Below are 18,333 nucleotides of genomic sequence, written 5' to 3' on the forward strand. Positions count from 1 at the left end.
ATCATGAGCGCTATCGTGGATCTGGCGGAAGACATCCCCGAGGAGCGGACGCTGCTCTCCGACCGGATCCGCGACGCGCTGACCGATGAGATCGCCCGTGGGGATCTGCCGGCCGGCATGCAGCTGGACGAACAGGACCTGGCAGATCGGTTCGGCGCCTCCCGCACGCCGGTGCGTGAGGCGCTGCGCCAGCTTGCCGTCAGCGGCCTTGTCGAGGTGCGGCCCCGGCGGGGTGTGGTCGTCACCCGGCTGACGCCCGAGCGCATCATGGACATGTTCGAGGCCATGGCGGAGATCGAGGCCATGTGCGTACGCCTGGCCACGCACCGCATGACGCCGCTGGAACGCAGCCGCCTCATGCGACTGCACCGGGAATCGCGTGAGATGGTGGAGCGCGGCGACGTCGACGCCTATGACGCCTTCAACCGGGATTTCCATGAAACGCTCTACCGCGCGACCCACAACAGCTTCATGGCCGAACAGGCCATGGCGGTGCGCACGCGCCTGAACGCGTTCCGCCGCACCCAGCTGCGCCAAGGGGACCGTTTGGCGCATTCCCGCGAGGAGCATGACAGCGTCATGGTCGCCATCGCGGAAGGGGACGGGGAGACCGCCGCCCGCCGCATGCGCGCCCATATGCTGAACGCCGCCACGGCGCTGGAACAATATATCGGCGAACATGGCGGCCAAGCGCCCTCCGACCCCGGCGGGCGATGAGGCGACCCCCGGGTTCCCACGCCGTTCAGGGCAAGAGTTCGGCCTCCTGGGGCCCGAGGACCAGCGTGCCTTCATGGCGCCGATGGCTGAGCAGGCCGGTTGTGGTCCCCTGGATGGGGATGCGCTGCGTTTCCCGGGTGGTGTTGACGTACAAGGTCCGCCCGTCCACCACGCGGGCGTAGACGCCCTCCGGCGTCTGCGGCCCCGGCTGCACACCCGCCAGATCATAGGCGCGGCGCAAGATCGGCGCGATGGCGGAGGGGGCCGGCTCCGTCGCCAGGTACAGGGCCGTGCCCTTGCCGAACTTGTTGATGGTGACCGCGGGAGTATGGTCCGGCGTGTTGTCGAAGGTCGCCAGCACTGTCGCCGTCGTCGGCGCCAGCACCTCGTAATAATGGGTGGTGGTCGTTGTCGATGACGCGCCCAGGCTGTACGCCAACGGCGCTTCCGACCCATAGAAGGCGCTGGTCTTCAGCCCGAACACGTCGGACAGCCGGCCGGGCAAGGGCGTGTCGAACCATTGCGCGTGTTCGTCCACCTTGGCCGAATAGCCGGTCATCAGTGCCGTGCCGCCGTTCTGGACATACTCCCGGATGGCCTTGGCGCTGGCGGCGTCCATCAGGTAATCGGCGGGGATGACCACCAGCTTGTAGGGGGCCAGCGTGTCGTGCCCGATGTTGATGATGGCGGTGTCGATGTTGGCGCGGAACAGCGGCTCGAACGCCCCCTGCACCATGTCGCCATAGCTCCCCTGGAAATACTGCCGCGTGGTGCTGGACGGCCCGTTGGGATGGGAAGCGATGGCGGATTCGAAGGAATAGGCGATGGCCACCTCGGGATGCGTGTGGCGGGGGAAGCCGTAGCGGGCGAGTTCCTTGAATTCCGTGGCGATGCGGCCGAATTCGTCCACCTTCCACGAAGGCGTGCCGTCATGGTCGACCAGGCCGAACAGGGCCTGCTCCTCCCCGCCCAGGTGGCTGTTGAACGTCCAGGCCAGAATGCCCTGCGCCCCCAGCAGCAGCCCGAGATAGGCGTACATCCGGCTGCGGCCGGGCGTGCCGTAATCGCCGCCGCCGCCGGCGGTGAACTCATTGAACCAGATCGGGGTGGGCAGGTCGCCCTTGGTCATCAGGGCGTTGAACGCCCCGCTGACGGGGTCGGCCGGATAGAACCCCTCCGCGCCATAGGAGACATAGGATTTGTAGGTGGAGAGATAATCGAAACCGCGCCGGGGGGCATAGTCCCAGAGGTTGGAGATGCTGGGTAGATCCGGCATGGCGCGCCGGCGGATGGTGTCCAACTCGCGCAGCCGGTCGACCGTGACGTCGGACCAATAGCGGTGCAGGTCGAGGTATCGTTCCGCCGGGCCGGGACCATCGGCCAGGGGCAGGTCGACATCGTCGAAATCATTGAGGCGGCGTGACCAGCGCTGTGTCGCCCAAGCCTTGTTCAGGGCGTCGATGGTGCCGTACTTGGCGCGCAGCCAGGTGATGAAGCGCTGGCGGTCGGCTTCGGAATAGGACATGAAGCCGTTGCCGATCTCATTGTCGTATCCGATGGCGATGATGGCTGGATGGTGGGCGTAGCGTTTGCTCAGCGCCTCCGCCAGAAGGCCGGCCTCGCGCCCATAATCCGGATCGCTGATGTTGTCCATGTAGCGTTCCGCCGGCGGCAACCGCGCCCCCGCCTGGTTGACGATGTCGACGCCGGGGTGGGCGCGGTGCAGCCAGATGGGGGCGGGCGTGCCTGGAATGTCCAGGATCACCCGGATGCCCGCCGCCTGCATCTTGTCCAGGACGGCATCGAACCAGTCGAAGGTGAATTTCCCCTGCGCGGGCTCGAACGAATCCCACGACAGGTCGCCCATGCGCACCACGGTGAAGCCCGCGCGCTTCATGATGGCGATGTCCTGGTCGATCTGCGCCGGGGTGCGGTCGATCGGCTGATAGCAAGTGCCGACGAACAATTGGCCGGGTCCCGGCCAGCCGGCCGGAGTCCCCGCCGGGGTTTTGGCCTCCCGCGCGTCGGCCATGCCCATGGACACGGTGCACAGCACGGTGGCCAGTAGGGCGCGCAGCACCGGGCGCCCTAGAAAACGCGATGTCATATCCGTCTCACACGATCTGTTGTGACGCCCTTGCGCCCGGTCGGCGCTTATCGGATGCGGAACGCGGGGGTGAAGGTCGGCCGCCGGTCCGGCAGGGTGACGGTGACGCCGTCATCGGCCTGCTTGAACTCCAGGGGGCCGCCGCCCAGCAGGTCGACCCGCTGGACGGGGCGGGTGGCCGGCGTCAAGGTCCGGATGGTCAGGCTTTTCCCGGCCGGCCATTCCTGGGCGTAGGCGTAAAGGGTGTCGCCCTTCACGGTGAAGCGGATGTCTTCCGCCGTGAAGGGACGCAGCTTCGCCTCGTTGAACTGGCCGGCCGCCACCTCCGTCGGCCCCTCGCCATAGGTGTTCCAGGGGCGGGAGTCGAAAATGCCTTCGCTGTTCGCCGCCATCCAGCCGACCAGCTCTTGCAGGATGCCGCGCTCCAGCTCATCGATGGTGCCGTCGCTGCGCACCGGGACGTTCAGCAGCAGGCAGCCGTTCTTGCTGACCACGTCCACCAGCCGCTGCACCACCTGCAGGGCGTTGAGGTAGCCCTTGCGTTCATAGAGGGGGCGGCTGTAGTGCCAATCGCCCAGGCAGGTGTCGGTCTGCCAGGGCTCGGCGACGATGTGGTCGGCGAACCCCCGCTCGATGTCCGCCACCACGGCGCGGCGCTGCAGGTCGGTCAGTTCCTTGCAGTTCACGACCACATCGACGGCGCCCTTCCGGGCCACGCTCTGATTGTAGTAATGGGCGGTGGCGCGCAGGCCGTACTCGCCCAGGGGCAGGCCGGTGTCGTCGAAATAGACCAGGTCCGGCTGATAGCGGTCCATCAGGTCCTGGCACCGCTTCAGCCAGGTTTCGGCGAAGGCGCGGTTGTTGGGCGGCACGGACTCGTTCCAAATGCGGTCGTGCGCCTCATGCCAGGCGTTCATGGCCGCCAGGTCGGTGATGCCGTCGGGGATCACCATGTTGCGCCCGGTGTACAGGTCCTGGGGATCCAGCCCCTGCCACCACTTTCCGGCACCATCGGCCTTGGTCAGGCGGAAGGCGTCGTAGCGCTGCCCCGCCAGCGTGCCGGTGGCGTCATAGCCATAGGCCGTCTGATACCAGTGCCAGGCATGGCTCGCGTGGTTGCTGACACCGAAGCGCAGGCCGTGCTTGCGCGCGGCGGCGGCCCAGCCCCCCACGATGTCCTTGCCCGGGCCCACCCGCGTGGCGTTCCAGGCGTGGTGGCGGGAGTCGAAATTATCGAAGTTGTCGTGATGGCAGGCCATGGACACCAGGTACTTGGCGCCCGCCGCCTTGTAGAGCTTGGTCAATTCCTCGGGGTCCCACCGCTCCGCCTTCCAGCGGTTGATCAATTCCATGAAACCGAATTGCGTGGGATGGCCATAGGTCTCGACATGGTGCTGATAGACCGACTCCCCCTGGATGTACATCCGGCGGGCGTACCAGTCGCCATATTCCGGGGCGCACTGCGGTCCCCAATGGGCCCAGATCCCGAACTTGGCGTCCCGGAACCAGGTGGGCGCCTTGTACCCGGCGGCCAGGGATTCCCAGGTCGGCTGGAACGGCCCGGCGGCCGCATTCCCCGGCGTGGGGGCCGCCCCGGCGGGCCACGAACCGGCGGATAGCGAGAGGGCGGAAACCGCCCCGCCGTAACGGACGAGATCGCGGCGCGTCAGGCTGACCATGGGCTGCTATTCCTCTTTGAAGCGAAGGGTTGAGGCGCGCGCCACCAGGCGCGGCGGAATGAAGTCGACGTGGTGGGGTCCTGTCAGGTTCCGGCCCGGTGGATTCCGACCGCTGGCCAGGCTGACGGCCAAGTCGGCCACGCGCCGGCCTATGGCCTCGGCGCCCTGGTCGATGGATGACAGGGGGATGCGCAGGAAGTCGGCATAGGAAAGGTTGCCGCAGCCGATGATGGCGATGTCGCCGGGGACGCTCAGCCCCATCTCCAGCACCGCGCGCATGGCGCCCAGGGCGGAGGGGTCGTTGTAGCAGAACAGGCCATCGGGCCGGGGGGACATCGCCAGCAAGCGCCGCGCGGCGGCGTAGCCGGCCTCCTCCCCCCGATGGTCGCCCGATGGGCCCAGGTCGACCACATGGTCCGGTGCGGGGGGCAGTCCATGCTCGGCCAGCGCCTGATGATAGCCGGCCAAGCGCCCGGCCGCCGTGCTGACCGCGGGCCCGCGCAAATGCGCGATGCGGCGGCATCCTTGCGCGATCAGGTGCCGGGTGGCCAGCGCGCCCACCGCCTGGTTATCGTTGCCGACAAAGTGCGCGTCGGTGTCCGCGAACCGCCGGTCCAGCAAGATGTGGGGCGTCCGCCCCGCCATGTCGCGCAGGCCGTCCGCCGTCGCCTGGGTGGAGGCCAGCACGATCACATCCACCTGGCGCGCCATCAGATGCCGGATCTGCTGCCGCTCCACCTCCCCATCCTCATCGGAGGAGGAGATCAGCAGACCATATCCATGGGGCCGGATGTCGCTGGAGATGGCCTTGGCGATGCCCGCGAAGAAGGGGTGGAGCAGGTCGGGGACGATCAGGCCGATGGTCCATGTCTGCCCCGTGACCAGCGACCGGGCCGTCAGGTTGGGCTGGTAGCCCAGTTCCGCCACCCGCTGCAAAACCCGGCGGCGCGTGGCCTCGCCGATGTCGGGGTGGTTGCGCAGGGCCTTGGAAACGGTGACCACCGACAGCCCCAAATCCAGCGCGATGTCCTTCATCCGGGCGGCCATGTTTCCCCAGCGCGTGCGCGTTCGTTGTTTCACGCGGCAGCCTGCAAGGGCCGTCGCGGTCATAGTTAACGTTAACTTTAACGATAAAGCCCATTAACGGCAAGCGACCGCGTCGCGGCCAAACGAAATCATTCGTCGGTGGAATTAGCGGGCCGACGCCGGCGGCAGGTGGAGCGAGACGCTGAGCCCGCCGGTCGGGGAGGTATCCAGGCTGAGACTGCCGCCGTGAAGGCGGGCCAGCTCCTCGGTTATCGTCAGGCCCAGGCCGGACCCCGGCACGGCCTCGTCCAGCCGCCCCCCCGGGCCAGGACGTCCGACCGCCTGTCGGCCGGAATGCCGGGGCCATCATCCTGGACGGTGATGACGACCCCGCCATCGGCCACGACGGCCGTCACCCGGACCAATGCCGTACACCATTGGGCGGCGTTGTCGATCAGGTTGCCGGCCATTTCCTGCAGGTCCACCGGGTCGGCGCGCACCCGTGCCCGCGCATCGCCATCGACCTGGATATCGACCCCGCGCTCGGTATGCAGGCGCGCCACGGTGCGGGCGATCTGTCGCAGCACCGGTAGGACAACCGTTCCGCCCTGGGAATGAAGCAGGGTCGGCGCGGCCCTTGCCCGGGCCAGATGGCGTTCGATCTGGTGGCGCATGCGGTCCGCCTCGGCCGCCACCACCGCCGGGTCCATGCCGCCCGGCGCGGCTGCGGCGTTGGCGATGACGGCCAGCGGGGTTTTCAGCGCATGCGCCAAGTCGGCCGCCTGCGCCCGTGCCCGCTCCACCATGGCGCGGTTCTCCTCCATCAGGAGGTTGAGGTCGTCCACCACGGGCTGGACCTCGCCAGGGAAGGCGCCTTCCAGGCGGTTGGAGCGCCCAGCGCGCAGGTCGGCCAAGGCTCCCCGCATCCGGCGCAGGGGGCCCAGGCCCAGTCGCACCTGCACGGCCACCGCCGCCAGCAGACCGGCGGCCAGGACCGCGAGAGACAGGCCCAAGGCCCGGGAAAAGCCCGCCGTCGCGGCCTGGACGTCGCTGGCGTCGGCGATCACGGCGGCGCGCACCGGCGCCACCGCGCCCGGCAGGTGCAGGCTGCGCTCCCACGCCACCAGCGGGGCGTGGTTCGGCCCTGTCAGCGTGTGGCGATGAACCTCGCCATCCTTGGGGGTATCGGCCGGCAGGTCCAGCGCCTGGTCCCAGAGCGACCGCGAGCGTAAGGTCCGGTCCCCCGGGCCGTCCACCCGCCAATACAGCCCCGACAGCGGGCGGCGGAACCGGGGATCGCTCAGGTCCCGGGCCAGGACCACGGCGCCGTCCGGTGTCACCTCCAGCACCGCCGCCAGCTCATCCAGGTGCTGGGCCATGCGCCGGCTCAGCTCCGCCTCGGCATGGGTGCGGAACAGGTCGGTCAGGATGATGCCGGTGATGATGAGCGCCGGGGCGATCCAGAGGATCGCCAGCAGGAAAAGGCGGCGGGTCAGGGAGGAGGAGGCCAGGGAAGAGGGCGTCAGCGATGAGCGTGTCACTGGGCCGCCTCCAGGCGGTACCCCAGGCCCCGTTCCGTCCGGATGAGGTCGCTGCCCAGCTTGCGGCGCAGCCGGCCGACGAACACCTCGATGGTGTTGCTGTCGCGGTCGAAATCCTGCGCGTAGACATGCTCCGTCAGCTCGGTGCGGGAAACGACCTTGCCCGGGTGATGCATCAGGTAGGACAGCACCTTGAACTCATGCGCCGTCAGCGCGATGGGGCGGCCATCCACCGTTACCCGGCCGGTGCGGGTGTCCAGCGCCACGGGGCCGCAGCGCAGCTCCGCCGCCGCCAGTCCGCCGGCCCGGCGGATCAGGGCGCGCACGCGGGCCAGCAACTCCTCCATCCGGAACGGCTTGGCCAGGTAGTCGTCGGCGCCGGCGTCAATGCCCTCCACCTTCTCCTGCCAGGTGCCCCGCGCGGTGAGGATCAGCACCGGCACCGTGATGCCCGCCGCCCGCCAGGCGCGCAGGACGGACAGGCCGTCGCGCACCGGCAATCCCAGATCCAGCACCACGACGTCATAAGGTTCGCTCTCCCCCAGGAAGGCGGCCTCATCGCCGTCAGGGGCCAGGTCGATGGCGTAACCGGCATCCGCCAGCGCCTCGGCCAGTTGGCGGCGCAGGGCCGCGTCATCCTCGGCAAGCAGTATCCTCATGGCCTGCGATCCTTCTCCGCCCCGCGTTCCTTGACTGCGAGCAGATCGCCGGTGCGGGCGTCGTAATGCAGCTTCACAACACGCCCGCCGTCCATCAGCAGCTTGATCTCATAGACCAGTCGGCCGTGCTCCTCCTCCAATTCCGCCTCCAGAAGCTGTCCGGGGAAGCGCTCCGCCGCGCGGTCCAGGATGGTGCGCAGGGGTAGCGCGCGCCCCTGTTCCACGGCGGCGCGCGCGCGGTCCTGATCCTGGTCCGTGTCCGCCAGTGCGGCGGGCACGGCCAGCGTGGCCAGCATGGGCAGAAAAAGGGCGGCGATCCATCTCATCGGCACAGTTGACCGTCCCTTTCCTGAACGCAGGCTGAACACGCCGTTCAGGCTGCGTTCAATGGCAGCCCGCCAAGATGATGCCACCATCCAATCCCAATACGGAGAACACCATGATGTATGGCAAAATCGCCGCCGCGGTCCTGCTGGCGGGTTCCCTCGGCATCGGCACCTACGCGCTGGCCGTCGAGACCGCGCCCGCCGGCCAGGCTCAGCCGGGGCAGGTGACGGACGCGAACGCCCTGACCATCCCGCAGGTGATGGAGCGCCTGGCCGCCCAGGGCTATTCCGATATCAGCGAAATCAAGCGGCACCGTAACAAGAACTACAAGGTCGAGGCCCGCGACCCCCAGGGCAAGCGCGTCGAACTGGCCGTCGATGCCCGCACCGGCGATATCCTGAAGACGGAAAAGGATGAGGACTGATGCCCACGTCCATCCCCTCCAACGGCGCCCCTATGGGCGCCGTTTCTCCCGACGCCCCAGCACCCACCGGCACGATAAGGGTATGGGATCCGGCCATCCGCCTTCTTCATTGGACCATCGCCGCCTCCTTCGCCATCGCCTGGTTGTCGGCCGAAGAGATCATGCCGCTGCATGAGGCCGCGGGTTTCGTGATCCTGGTGGCGGTCGGGTTGCGATCCCTGTGGGGCCTTATCGGCACCCCGCATGCCCGGTTCGCCGACTTCGTGCCCAGTCCCGGGGGCTTCCTGTCCTACATGGGCGCCCTGGTGAAGGGGCGGGCGGCCCGGTATGTGGGCCATAACCCGGCGGGGGGCGCCATGATCGTGGCGCTCCTGGCCAGCCTGCTCCTGACCGTGGCCACCGGTATCGTCCTGGATACGGGCGGTGGCATTCTGGGAGAGGACGCGATGGAGGAGGTCCACGGCGCCGCGGCGACGGTGACCCTCATCCTGGTGATCCTGCACGTCGGCGGTGTGATCCTGTCCAGCCTGCTGCACCGGGAAAACCTGGTGAAAGCCATGGTCACCGGCCGCAAGCGGGCCTGAAGCCCGCCGCCTTGATGAAGCCCCTTCCTTGTGTGGGAAGGGGCTTCATTGCCGTGGGATCAGTAGTGCAGCTTGACGGTTTGAAAGACCGGCTCGGCGCCAACATCGAAGGCGCTGGCGCCGAAGCGGGGCGGACCCAGCACGGTGGGATCCAGCGACAGGCCCCATCCTTCGCTGGGAAACATGCCCAGCGTCAGGTCCAATTTCCCGTTCCCGTTGGCGTCATGATAGGCGATCACCGCGTATTGGCCAGGCGGCAGGTCCAGGAACGCGGCGGTCACGCTGGCTTGGGTGGCGGGGATGCTCTGCACCGCCGCCGCCTTGTCCTCATGACGGAAGCCGTCAGCCTTGTCATAAAGCACGACGCGCACGGCGCCGGGGCCGGGCTGGATACCGTCGACGGTGACGGTCAGGTCGCCGGCGGCCGCCGCCGCGTAGCCGAAAAGCGTTCCAAGGGAAAGGGTGCCGAGGAAGGTGGCGATGGCATGCTTGTTCAAGGTCACCGATGGGGCTCCATGACGGCTGGGGAAAAGGGGCCAAGGGTGGCGGCGATGGCGATCAGGCCGGTCATGCCATGGCCCAGGGAAAGGGGGGCGACGCTGACCCCGTTGGCGGGAAAGCCGCCCTCCACCAGCATGTCCATCAGGTCGATGGCCGTGAACAGGCGGTGGGTGCCGGTCAGCGCGAAGGGCCAGCGCCGCATGGTGGCCGCGTCGGTGACATAGACGACCAGGCGTCCGCCGGGGCGCAGCACGCGCCGCACTTCGCCCAGGACCCGCGCGGGCTCCCGCCAGAAATAGGCCACGTTCACCGCCAGGATGCCATCGACCGACGCGGCGGCCAGTGGCAGGGCGTCGAAGCGGCCCAGATGCAGGTGAAGGCGTCCAGCCGCCAGTGCCTGGCGGTTGAGTCGGCCAGCCTGCCGCAGCATGACGGCCGATTGGTCGACGCCATGCACCATGCCGGCGGTGCCGACGGCGGACACCGCCAGGGCCAACCCGTGACCGGGGCCGAAGCCCAATTCCAGGAGGGTGTCGCCCGGCCGGGGTGCCAGGGCGCTGATGGCCGCCCGGTTGGGTGCCGCGTTCACGCGGTTCATCAGCCGGCCCAACAGGTGCCCCCACAGGCCGGTGGGGTGGCGTAGTTGGCGGCCCAGGCCGTGCCACCAGGGGTGGAACCGATGGATCGCGCCGGGCGGTGCGGGCGCGTCCATCACCCGGCCGCCAGCTTCTGCTGCACCCGGGCCAGCAGGGCGCGGATTTCCGCCCGGCGGCCGGTATCCCACACCGGACGCTCCGGCGTTGGCGGAGCCGCCAGGGCGTGGGTCAGCACCTCCGCCGCCTTGCGGTACTCCCCCTGTTCGACCAGGAAGTCGCCGTAGAAATAGTTGGCGTCCAGGCCGTCGGGATTGATGGCCAGCCCTTCCTCCAGATACCGCCGCGCCTTGTCATCGTCACCGAAGCCCAAGGGGAATCCCGGAACCTTGTAATAGAGGGAGCCCAGGCTGGTGGGCACGGCCCCGCTGACGGCGCGGTAATCCAGGCGGCCCGCCGTTTCCAGCAGGGTACGCGCCTGCCGGGCCAGGGGCAGCGCCCCCAGCCCGCCCTGCAGGCCGGCCTGGCTGCTGATGGCCAGGGCCTGCCAGATCAGCGGCTCGGCATGTCCGGGATAGTCGGCGGTCAGTTGGGCCGTCCGCGCCACCAGGGCGGTCATGGCCTGGGTGCGGGCGTCGCGGTCCGTCATCTCGAACGTGATGTGGGACCAGTCGCGCTCGACGGCGGCCAGCGCCGTCATCATGGCTGGGGCGGTGGCGTCGGCGGCGCCGCTTTGGGCGACGGGCAGGGTGTCGGCCAAAGGGGGCTGGCCGCCCAGGCGGCCGGGGTGCCAGTCAGCGACAGGGCCAGGAGAAGGGCGAGCCGGCGCGGCGGGGCGGGAACGGACCGTGTCATGGGGCGGAACCTCAAAATTGGGGGTGCTGGTCGACAGGTTGGCGGTCGAAGGCTTGGCCAACCGATGGCGCGTCCAGCCGAAGGCGCCGCAGTTGATGGCGGACGGCGGCGTCGACCAGTTTCGGGAAAAGACGCTGCAGCAGGACGAAAAGCCGCTCAGCACCTCGTGGATAGGCGGTGTCGGCCCCGGCGAGGGCCGCGTCCCACACCCAGCGGGCGATATCCGCCGGCGGATCGGCGGGCATGTCCAGCAATGCCAGCAGCGGTTTCAGCGCTTCCGTTCCCGGGGTGTTGGCGCCCCGGGGGCGGCATAGGTGACGCCGACGCCCTGTCCCCGCAACTCCCGGCGCAGGGCGTCGGACAGGCCGCGCAGGCCATGCTTGGTGGCGCAATAGGCGGCGAACAGGGGATAGGGGATGTCCCCCAGCAGGGATCCGATGTTCACCACCCGCCCACCGGCGGCGGACAGCAGCGGCAGCAGGTCCCGGATCAGCGCCATGGGCGCCGTCAGGTTGGTCGCCACCAGGGACGACAGGGCCTGGTCGTCCATGGTGGACAGGGGCCCCGCCCACAGCGTGCCGGCGTTGTTCACCAGGAAGTCCAGCCGGCCCACCTGCGCCTCGATGGCCTGTTTCAGGGCCAGGCGATCCTGGGCCACGGTCACGTCGGCCGGCACGACCAGGCAGGGGCTGCCCGGCCGCAGCAGCGCCCGGGTGGCCTCCAGGTGCGGGCGCCGGCGGCCGACCAGGACCACCCCCAGCCCCCGTTCCGACGCCGCGACCGCCAGGGCCCGCCCGATGCCGCCGCCGGCGCCGGTGATCAGCGCGGTTTGGCCGCGATGCCCGGCGTCACGCGGCATGGCTGACGCTCCCCTGATCGTTATTCAGCCCCCGGCTCAGGTCCCGGAAGATGTCGCCGTACAGGCGATAGACCATGTTGGCCGCGTCGATGATGACCGGCAGCGCGTCGGGCGCGTGCAGGCTGTCCACCAGCCGCTGGAAAAAGACGACATGCTCCTCATCCAGGGCGCCGTGGGAGGTGAGGTAGCGGAACCCCGTCCCCTCGGCGTCGGACTGGTAGGCCCGCCGCAGGGCATCCGCCGCCCGGGAGGCCAGCAGCGTGGACATGCCCTCCAGCACATGGACCATGCCCAGCAGGGCATAGGGGCTGACGCGGTCGATCGCGTCATAGGCGAAGGCCAGCAGGGCGCGGCAGGCGTGGCCGGGTGGCGAGGCGGCCACCCGTCCGGCATCGCCACCCAGGGCGGCGATGTCGTCCAGGATCCAGCGTTCATGCCCCTGTTCCTCGTTGATGTACGCGAACAGGGCATCCCGGTAGGTGTCGTCATCGGTGCGGGCGGCCGCCAGCGCCAGCAGGCGGCAGGTGTGGCGGACATGGTGATAGGCCTGGCCCAGGAAATCGCGGTACAGGGGCAGGGGCACGGCCCCGTCCATCGCCATGCTCAGGACGGGAATGGACAGAAAGGCGCCGCGCGCCTGGGCGGTCTCGGCCAGCAGTTGCTGGTAGGCGGTCTGGGGATGCGCGGTTTGGGGGGCGTCGGTCACGGGGCCTCCGTCAGCAGGGGGGATGGGACGTCGATGGTGGGCGCCGGGGCGGCGGTGGGCGGGTGAAGATGGGGGCGGTAGGCCGCCGCCGTTTCGCGGCGACGCAGCCGGCCGTTGGCGGTGAACAGGCCCAGCGCCGCCATGTCGCGGGCGAAGGCCACATGGTGCCGGCGCGGCCGGGCATAGCCGGGCAGGCCGGCGGCGGCGCTCGTCACCAGGCTGGCGATCGCCGTCTCACTGGCGGCCCTGAACCAGGCCTCCGCCGCCGGGGCGGGAACCAGCAGCAGCGCCAGCCCCTCTGGTCCGCACTCTGGTCCGCCCTGTGGCCCGGCGTCGCTCAGCAGGCAGTGGGACAGGCGGGGATCGCCCAGGAAGTGCGCCTCCACCCATTCCGGGCTGATGTTGCGGCCCCAGGGCGTCACGATCAGCGCATCGCGGCGCCCGTGGATGATCAGGTTGCCGTCGTCATCGAAACCGCCCAGGTCGCCGGTCCGCCATTCGGACGCTTCCGCTGTCCCGGACGGCAGGCGGGGCTGGCCCACATATCCCGACATCACCGGGGGGCCGGCCACCACGATCTCGCCCTGGTCGATGGTCACCCGCAGGCCCGGTAACGGCCGGCCCACGGTGCCCGCGCGGCGCTCCCCCGGACGGTTCAAGGCCACGACGGAGCAGCATTCCGACAGGCCATAGCCTTCATGCACGGGTATGCCCAGCGCCCAGGCCCGCTGCGCCAGCGCCGGTGGCACGGCGGCGCCGCCAACCGCCACGTACCGCAATTGCGCGGGCACGGCGTCGCCCCGACGCTCCAGGTCCATGACCCAGGCCGCCAGCAGTTGCGGCACCAGCATCAGGCAGGTGGGCGCCAGATCGGCGATGGTGGCCGCCAGTCCCGGCGCCAGCGGGCCGCCGATGCGGGCGGCCAGATCGGGCACCAGGGTGACCCGCGCCCCGGCGGAGAGCGGGATGGTCACGGCGCAAAGCGTCTCCAGCAACAGGGCCAGCGGCAACAGGCTGACGTAATGGTCGTCCGTGCGGGCGCCGATGGCCTGGGCCAGGGCCGTGGTGCTCCACCCCAGTTGCCTTGCTTCCAGCAGGACGCCCTTGGGCGTGCCGGTGCTGCCGGAGGTGTAGATGATCTGGCGTGCGCTGGCGGCGTGGTCCAGGGCGGCGGCGGACGCTGTTGTCCTGGGGACGGGGTGCAGCGGCAGGCCCAGCGCTGCGGCGGATGCGGCGTCAGCGTCCGGCGTATGGACGATGTGGGTCATGCCGGCGTCGGCGGCGATGTGCCGCCATTGCGCGGACGAGAAGAACGGGGGCAGGGGCACGGCGGTGTGGCCCGCCTGCCAGATCGCCAACTGGGCCACCACCCAGTCCACGCCGTTGCCGCCCAGGATGCCGATCACACAGGGGCCGCCCTGGCCCTCCAGCGTCCTCAGGGCCTGCGCCGCGCCAGTCACCCGGGCGGCCAGGCCGGCGTAATCCAGCGTGGTGATCCCGTCCGTGATCGCCGGCCGGTGGGGCGTGACGGCGGCGTGCCGCCGCAAGGCGCGCAGAAGATCAAGCATCGCGCCACTCCGGGGCCAGGATGGGCCAATCGTCGGCGGCGCACACGGTGGGCGCGCTGTCGTAGTACCGGCCCCAGGCGGCGGCATCGGCCTGGCGCGCGGGGTCGGCCTGGGCCAGGAGCAGCAGGGGCGGGTGCAACCGCTGCAACAGCAGCCGCAGGCGGGCCGTGGCGGTGAAGAAGCACCAGTCATAGCCCTCCACAGCACCACGCAGCGCCATGCTGTGGAAGAAGCCCGCCGACAGGCTGGGGCGCCGGCTGACCAGGGTGGTGATCTCGAACACCCGTGCCCGGTGCACATGGCGCCCGGTGTGGTGGCCCAGCACGCGCTCCACCGGTTGGTCCAGGTAGGCTTCGGAGAAAAAGCCGTCGGCGGTGGTGCGCACACCGGCGGCGCAGGCCGGCTCCCCGGCGCTGTCCAGGGCGGCCATCATCAGGCGGGGGAAACGGGTGATGCGGGCGCCATAGGTCCGGGCGTAGATGTCCCGCACCAACTGTTCCACCGCCGGCCGCAGGGAATGGCCGGTGGGCAGGCTCACCACCTCGGGAAAGGCGGTCGCCGCCGTTGGGGACGGCCACTGGTCGTGATGGCGGCCGTATTGGGACTCATGATAGGGGGCGGGCAGGGTTGCCGCTGTCATGGAGCACGCGCCTTCGCTGGGGGAACCGCGCCTCAACCGCCGCCAGGGCGGTGACGCGGGAACCATCCTAGGGCGGGCCCTCATGGAGTTGTGTGGACTTGCCCCCCAGTTTCCTTCAGTCCTGCGGCGTTGCCGCGTGCCGGTCCTGCGGCGTTTCCGGCAGGATCGGCAGCGTCATTTCCACCACCAGGCCATGGGGGACGTTGTGGGCCGCCGTGACCGTGCCGCCGTGCACCTCAACCACCCGCTTGCAGATGGTGAGGCCGATGCCCGTGCCGCCGGTGTCGCGGGCCCGCGCCGGGTCCGCGCGGTAGAAGGGATCGAACAATTGCGCGATGGCGTCCGCCGGCACGCCGGGCCCCTTGTCCGCGACCGCCAGGCGCAGGCCGGCCGGCATGGCGTCCAGGGTCACCGCCACCGGCACGCCCGCCGTGGTGTAGAATAGGGCGTTGCGGATGACGTTTTCGATGGCGCGGCGCAACAGGTCGGCGTTGCCGGGGAAGACCCCGTCCTGGGGCAGGCCCGGCGCCACGGTCAGCGTCATGTCCCCCTGCCGGTCCGGCCGTTCATAGGCGGCGTCGGCGATGATGGTGCGCAACAGGCCCGGCAGGTCCACCGGCGCCCGTTGCAGGGCGCCGGCCGCGCCCTCCAGCCGCGCCAGGGTCAGAAGTTCCGAGGCCAGGGCGGCGATGGCCGTGATCTCCTGCTCCATCCGGTCGAAATGGCGGGGGGCCTGGGGCTCGACCTGGCGGCGGGCCAGGCCCAGGGCCATGCTCAGCCGCGCCAGGGGCGATTTGATCTCATGGGAAATGTCGCTGATCAGCCGGCGCTGGGCGGTGATCGCCGCCTCCAGCTCCGCCGTCCGGTCCGCCACCTTGCCTTCCAGCGTCAGGTTCAGGTGTTCCAGGTCGCGCATGCTGCGGTCGCGCTCCTCCCGCGCGTTGCGCAGGCCGGCGGTCATCTGGTTGAAGGAGCGGGCGAGGAAGCCCAGCTCGTCCCGGCTGGTCACGGGCACCTGGATGTCCAGGCGGTCGGTCTCGGCGATGGCGCGCACCGCCTGGGTCAGGTCCATGATGGGTGCCGTCAGCCGGCGGCCGGTCCAGCGGACGAAGGCGACGATGGGGGCGGCCAGCAGCAGGCCCAGCAGGGCCAGTTCCAGCGCCACCTGGCGCAGTGAACGCGTCACCGTCGATGCCGGTTGGGATACGACCACCTGCCAGGACCGCAGCAGTCCGTCCCGGGGCAGGGACCGGCCGACGATGCGGTTCCCGGCGTCGCCGGTGGGCTCGGCGGCGGTGGAGAGCACGGCGGGACGGGGCGCCAGGCGCACCAGGGTGGTGCGTGACTCCACCCCGTTCAGCAGGGTTTCGATGGCGTTCCACGGCAGGGCGATGACCAGCGTTCCCACGCGATAGTCGGGGGCGAAGGTGCCGAAGACCGGAATGGCCAGGGCGACGATGTTGCCGGCCCCCAGCGGGTTCCTGTGCTTGTCCAGGAAGGTGGCGCCGCGCGCCGTCACGCTCCAGCCCGCCGGCAACCGCGTGCCCGGCGGGGGAGTGCCCTCCACGCCATCGGCGTCGGCGATCAGCGCCCCCGCCGCGTCGAAGGCATAGATGCCCCCGCTCAGCCCGTAGAGGCGCTGCAACGCCTCCAGCGTCGTGCCGATGCGGCGGTCGACGTCGCCGGACACCAGGTCGTTCATGACCTCCAACTGCGCCCAGGCCGTCAGGTCGGTCGCCAGTTCGTCCATGCGGTTGCACAGGCGCTGGTATTTCAGGTCGGCCACCTGGGCCAGGTTGTCCGCCGCCGTGTCCAGCAGCGACCGCCGCACGCCGGTATAGACCACCGCCGCCGTCAGGCCATAGGTCAGCAGGTAGATGGCCAGAAGGGCGCTGACGATCTTGCGGCCGATGGAACTGCCGATGATGGCCTTCATGGGCGTGCCCTCATGGACCGCCCCCGGCGGTGGCCGCGACGGGCAGGCGGGCCAGCACCACCACGCCGTCCGGCACGCCCCCGCCGCTGACATAGCCGACGGAGCCGGGAACCCGGCGGATGAAGGCCAGCAGCGCCTGCTCCGATTCCTGCACCACGGGCGGCAGCTTGCCCTTGAAGTGCATCTCGTTCCAATAAACGATCAGACTGGCGTTGTCCTGGTGCAGCACGCCGGCGGTAAAGCGGGCGCGGACATCGCTGGCGATCTCGCGGTTCACGGGGATGATGGCGCTGCCATCGGGCCACAGGGTCAGGCGCAGCAGGTAGATGGCGGCGACATCGGCGGGGCTCAGCGATCGGCCCAGGGCGACCGAGGGGTTGGCCACCACCAGGATATCCTCCGCCCGCGCCACGTCCGACAGCAACAGCCCCATCAGGACCGCCAGCAGGGAACGCCGCCGCCGCATCAGAACAGCACGGACCAGGAGGCGAACAGGCCGGTCGGGTTGATCGGCTTGCCCCCCACGTTCAGAAGATATTCCAGGCGGAAGACCATGGCGGGCTGCGGGCGGAAGGCGAAGCCCGCCAGAACGTCCTGGGCCACCCGGTCGTTTCCCGTCACCGCCCCTTGCCCGCTGTAAACCGGATTCGCGGTGGGCATGGCGCCGCGCCCGTCATAGACCTCGTACCAGCCGTAGACGGACCATTGATCGCTGAGGGCGTAGGAGGGTGCCACGTAGCCGCTCCACTCCAAACTCCGGGTCGTGTGCAGCCCGGCGGGCTGGGACAGGGTGGAAACCACCCATTCGCCCTGCAGGCTCCATTGGTCCACTTTATACCGGAAGTCGGTGCCGAACAGATGTTGTTCCACCCCCTGTCGGTCGATGGTGCGCTGGATCGAGAATCCCACCTTGTCCAGCAAGGCCAAGGGAAAGCTGACATGCAGCCCCTCGACCAGGCGGTAATGGTCGTCGACGATGCTGTCGGGCCGGGCCGAGAACTCGTCCATCGGCTGCCAGTAGACCTGCACATCCGGCCATCGCGCCTGTGGGTCGCTGTACAGCACCGACAGGCCGGTGGCGTATTGGCTGGAGCCCCGGTAGGTGGCGGCGGGGCGGATGGTGGACATCACCAGGGGGGCGGCGTGGATCTGGTTCCAGTCCCCCACCGGCGCCAGCATCTTGCCGAACCGCACGGTGAAGCCGTCCGGCAGCTGGATGTCGTTATACAGCCGCTCCAGCACCAGATAGCCCTTGCCACCATCGCCGTCGCCGCCGTCCTTGCCCCAGGGCACGAGGTTCAGCCCCGTCAGTTCCGCCTCCATGAAGGGGTTGAACAGGGTGCCGACATGGGCGCTGGCGTAAAGGCTGAGGTCCTCCAGGCTGAAGGTCTTGCGGCCCTGGTCGGGGACGGCCAGCACCAGGCTGGAATATCCGGCCAGATTGACGGGGCCGACGTTGAACCCTTGGCCCAGCACGTAGCTGTCCGCCGGTTGCGTGTCTTGCGCCTGGGCCGCGCCCGTCATCCCGACAACGGCCAGAACCGCCGCGACCAGAACCGCCGCGACCAGGGCGGCGGCGGAGCGGGGCGGTGAGGGGTGGTCAGGCATGGC

21 protein-coding genes are annotated in these 18,333 nt (G+C 69.7%); 3 read left to right on the forward strand and 18 right to left on the reverse strand.

From position 1 onward, the window contains the following. The first annotated feature begins 3 nt into the window (after window positions 1-3). On the forward strand, window positions 4-717 hold the full coding sequence (locus ULB03_RS23455) for a GntR family transcriptional regulator (protein WP_322485500.1): 714 nt from the start codon (window positions 4-6) through the stop codon (window positions 715-717). A 25-nt stretch (window positions 718-742) separates the two neighbouring features. On the opposite strand, the gene ULB03_RS23460 is transcribed toward ULB03_RS23455, so the two are convergent. The 7 genes from ULB03_RS23460 to ULB03_RS23490 form a co-directional block, all read right to left on the reverse strand. Further along, window positions 743-2,824 carry a beta-galactosidase gene (locus tag ULB03_RS23460; RefSeq protein WP_322485501.1) on the reverse strand — a complete coding sequence of 694 codons (2,082 nt, stop codon included), beginning with the start codon at window positions 2,822-2,824 and terminating at the stop codon, window positions 743-745. A gap of 47 nt (window positions 2,825-2,871) precedes the next feature. Beyond that, entirely contained in the window at window positions 2,872-4,503 is a 1,632-nt protein-coding gene (locus ULB03_RS23465; RefSeq protein WP_322485502.1) for an alpha-L-fucosidase, read from the reverse strand. 6 nt (window positions 4,504-4,509) lie between these two features. Continuing rightward, the gene (locus ULB03_RS23470; protein ID WP_322485503.1) at window positions 4,510-5,550 is read right to left on the reverse strand and encodes a LacI family DNA-binding transcriptional regulator; all 1,041 of its coding nucleotides are present in this window, start codon (window positions 5,548-5,550) and stop codon (window positions 4,510-4,512) included. A gap of 144 nt (window positions 5,551-5,694) precedes the next feature. Continuing rightward, window positions 5,695-5,829, reverse strand: a complete 135-nt coding sequence (locus ULB03_RS23475; protein WP_322485504.1) for an ATP-binding protein — start codon at window positions 5,827-5,829, stop codon at window positions 5,695-5,697. Continuing rightward, window positions 5,805-7,070 carry a HAMP domain-containing sensor histidine kinase gene (locus tag ULB03_RS23480; protein WP_322485505.1) on the reverse strand — a complete coding sequence of 422 codons (1,266 nt, stop codon included), beginning with the start codon at window positions 7,068-7,070 and terminating at the stop codon, window positions 5,805-5,807. The genes ULB03_RS23475 and ULB03_RS23480 overlap by 25 nt, the downstream gene beginning before the upstream one ends. Then, the gene (locus tag ULB03_RS23485; RefSeq protein ID WP_322485506.1) at window positions 7,067-7,729 is read right to left on the reverse strand and encodes a response regulator transcription factor; all 663 of its coding nucleotides are present in this window, start codon (window positions 7,727-7,729) and stop codon (window positions 7,067-7,069) included. The genes ULB03_RS23480 and ULB03_RS23485 overlap by 4 nt, the downstream gene beginning before the upstream one ends. After that, on the reverse strand, window positions 7,726-8,055 hold the full coding sequence (locus tag ULB03_RS23490) for a PepSY domain-containing protein (protein WP_322486231.1): 330 nt from the start codon (window positions 8,053-8,055) through the stop codon (window positions 7,726-7,728). The genes ULB03_RS23485 and ULB03_RS23490 overlap by 4 nt, the downstream gene beginning before the upstream one ends. A gap of 113 nt (window positions 8,056-8,168) precedes the next feature. Here ULB03_RS23490 and ULB03_RS23495 point away from each other — a divergent pair, with 113 nt between their 5' ends. Together ULB03_RS23495 and ULB03_RS23500 are read left to right on the forward strand one after the other, a co-directional pair. Then, a complete protein-coding gene (locus ULB03_RS23495) occupies window positions 8,169-8,480 on the forward strand; it encodes a PepSY domain-containing protein (RefSeq protein ID WP_322485507.1) in 312 nt (103 codons plus the stop codon). After that, complete coding sequence (locus tag ULB03_RS23500) at window positions 8,480-9,064, forward strand: cytochrome b/b6 domain-containing protein (protein WP_322485508.1); 585 nt, start codon at window positions 8,480-8,482, stop codon at window positions 9,062-9,064. The genes ULB03_RS23495 and ULB03_RS23500 overlap by 1 nt, the downstream gene beginning before the upstream one ends. Before the next feature lie 59 nt (window positions 9,065-9,123). On the opposite strand, the gene ULB03_RS23505 is transcribed toward ULB03_RS23500, so the two are convergent. The 11 genes from ULB03_RS23505 to ULB03_RS23555 all read right to left on the reverse strand — a co-directional run bounded on the left by ULB03_RS23505 (window position 9,124) and on the right by ULB03_RS23555 (window position 18,330). Next, window positions 9,124-9,567, reverse strand: coding sequence for a DUF2141 domain-containing protein (locus ULB03_RS23505; RefSeq protein WP_322485509.1), 444 nt, complete (start codon window positions 9,565-9,567; stop codon window positions 9,124-9,126). Further along, window positions 9,564-10,277, reverse strand: a complete 714-nt coding sequence (locus tag ULB03_RS23510; RefSeq protein WP_322485510.1) for a class I SAM-dependent methyltransferase — start codon at window positions 10,275-10,277, stop codon at window positions 9,564-9,566. Before ULB03_RS23510 ends, ULB03_RS23505 begins: the two co-directional genes overlap by 4 nt. Continuing rightward, window positions 10,277-10,918 (reverse strand): tetratricopeptide repeat protein, encoded by a 642-nt coding sequence (locus ULB03_RS23515; protein ID WP_322485511.1) that lies wholly within the window; start codon window positions 10,916-10,918, stop codon window positions 10,277-10,279. The genes ULB03_RS23510 and ULB03_RS23515 overlap by 1 nt, the downstream gene beginning before the upstream one ends. A gap of 106 nt (window positions 10,919-11,024) precedes the next feature. Continuing rightward, window positions 11,025-11,258 (reverse strand): SDR family oxidoreductase, encoded by a 234-nt coding sequence (locus tag ULB03_RS23520; protein ID WP_322485512.1) that lies wholly within the window; start codon window positions 11,256-11,258, stop codon window positions 11,025-11,027. Window positions 11,259-11,281: 23 nt separating this feature from the next. Then, a complete protein-coding gene (locus tag ULB03_RS23525; RefSeq protein WP_322485513.1) occupies window positions 11,282-11,872 on the reverse strand; it encodes an SDR family NAD(P)-dependent oxidoreductase in 591 nt (196 codons plus the stop codon). Then, on the reverse strand, window positions 11,862-12,578 hold the full coding sequence (locus ULB03_RS23530; RefSeq protein ID WP_322485514.1) for a TenA family transcriptional regulator: 717 nt from the start codon (window positions 12,576-12,578) through the stop codon (window positions 11,862-11,864). The genes ULB03_RS23525 and ULB03_RS23530 overlap by 11 nt, the downstream gene beginning before the upstream one ends. Continuing rightward, window positions 12,575-14,146 carry an AMP-binding protein gene (locus ULB03_RS23535; protein WP_322485515.1) on the reverse strand — a complete coding sequence of 524 codons (1,572 nt, stop codon included), beginning with the start codon at window positions 14,144-14,146 and terminating at the stop codon, window positions 12,575-12,577. The genes ULB03_RS23530 and ULB03_RS23535 overlap by 4 nt, the downstream gene beginning before the upstream one ends. After that, a complete protein-coding gene (locus ULB03_RS23540; RefSeq protein WP_322485516.1) occupies window positions 14,139-14,786 on the reverse strand; it encodes a thermostable hemolysin in 648 nt (215 codons plus the stop codon). Before ULB03_RS23540 ends, ULB03_RS23535 begins: the two co-directional genes overlap by 8 nt. A 115-nt stretch (window positions 14,787-14,901) precedes the next feature. Continuing rightward, a complete protein-coding gene (locus ULB03_RS23545; protein WP_322485517.1) occupies window positions 14,902-16,722 on the reverse strand; it encodes a sensor histidine kinase in 1,821 nt (606 codons plus the stop codon). Window positions 16,723-16,732: 10 nt separating this feature from the next. Beyond that, window positions 16,733-17,188 (reverse strand): hypothetical protein, encoded by a 456-nt coding sequence (locus ULB03_RS23550; RefSeq protein ID WP_322485518.1) that lies wholly within the window; start codon window positions 17,186-17,188, stop codon window positions 16,733-16,735. Continuing rightward, window positions 17,188-18,330 (reverse strand): hypothetical protein, encoded by a 1,143-nt coding sequence (locus ULB03_RS23555; protein ID WP_322485519.1) that lies wholly within the window; start codon window positions 18,328-18,330, stop codon window positions 17,188-17,190. The genes ULB03_RS23550 and ULB03_RS23555 overlap by 1 nt, the downstream gene beginning before the upstream one ends. Window positions 18,331-18,333 lie beyond the last annotated feature (3 nt).

Origin of the sequence: Nitrospirillum goiasense (assembly GCF_034427435.1) — a bacterium.
Taxonomy (GTDB): domain Bacteria; phylum Pseudomonadota; class Alphaproteobacteria; order Azospirillales; family Azospirillaceae; genus Nitrospirillum.

Coding starts and splice junctions, on each gene's coding strand:
- ULB03_RS23525 (WP_322485513.1), bottom strand. CDS start 11,872: ATGCCGCGTGACGCCGGGCATCGCGGCCAAACCGCGCTGATCACCGGC.
- ULB03_RS23495 (WP_322485507.1), top strand. CDS start 8,169: ATGATGTATGGCAAAATCGCCGCCGCGGTCCTGCTGGCGGGTTCCCTC.
- ULB03_RS23455 (WP_322485500.1), top strand. CDS start 4: ATGAGCGCTATCGTGGATCTGGCGGAAGACATCCCCGAGGAGCGGACG.
- ULB03_RS23490 (WP_322486231.1), bottom strand. CDS start 8,055: ATGAGATGGATCGCCGCCCTTTTTCTGCCCATGCTGGCCACGCTGGCC.
- ULB03_RS23540 (WP_322485516.1), bottom strand. CDS start 14,786: ATGACAGCGGCAACCCTGCCCGCCCCCTATCATGAGTCCCAATACGGC.
- ULB03_RS23500 (WP_322485508.1), top strand. CDS start 8,480: ATGCCCACGTCCATCCCCTCCAACGGCGCCCCTATGGGCGCCGTTTCT.
- ULB03_RS23460 (WP_322485501.1), bottom strand. CDS start 2,824: ATGACATCGCGTTTTCTAGGGCGCCCGGTGCTGCGCGCCCTACTGGCC.
- ULB03_RS23555 (WP_322485519.1), bottom strand. CDS start 18,330: ATGCCTGACCACCCCTCACCGCCCCGCTCCGCCGCCGCCCTGGTCGCG.
- ULB03_RS23545 (WP_322485517.1), bottom strand. CDS start 16,722: ATGAAGGCCATCATCGGCAGTTCCATCGGCCGCAAGATCGTCAGCGCC.
- ULB03_RS23550 (WP_322485518.1), bottom strand. CDS start 17,188: ATGCGGCGGCGGCGTTCCCTGCTGGCGGTCCTGATGGGGCTGTTGCTG.
- ULB03_RS23520 (WP_322485512.1), bottom strand. CDS start 11,258: ATGCCCGCCGATCCGCCGGCGGATATCGCCCGCTGGGTGTGGGACGCG.
- ULB03_RS23535 (WP_322485515.1), bottom strand. CDS start 14,146: ATGCTTGATCTTCTGCGCGCCTTGCGGCGGCACGCCGCCGTCACGCCC.
- ULB03_RS23465 (WP_322485502.1), bottom strand. CDS start 4,503: ATGGTCAGCCTGACGCGCCGCGATCTCGTCCGTTACGGCGGGGCGGTT.
- ULB03_RS23470 (WP_322485503.1), bottom strand. CDS start 5,550: ATGGCCGCCCGGATGAAGGACATCGCGCTGGATTTGGGGCTGTCGGTG.
- ULB03_RS23485 (WP_322485506.1), bottom strand. CDS start 7,729: ATGAGGATACTGCTTGCCGAGGATGACGCGGCCCTGCGCCGCCAACTG.
- ULB03_RS23510 (WP_322485510.1), bottom strand. CDS start 10,277: ATGGACGCGCCCGCACCGCCCGGCGCGATCCATCGGTTCCACCCCTGG.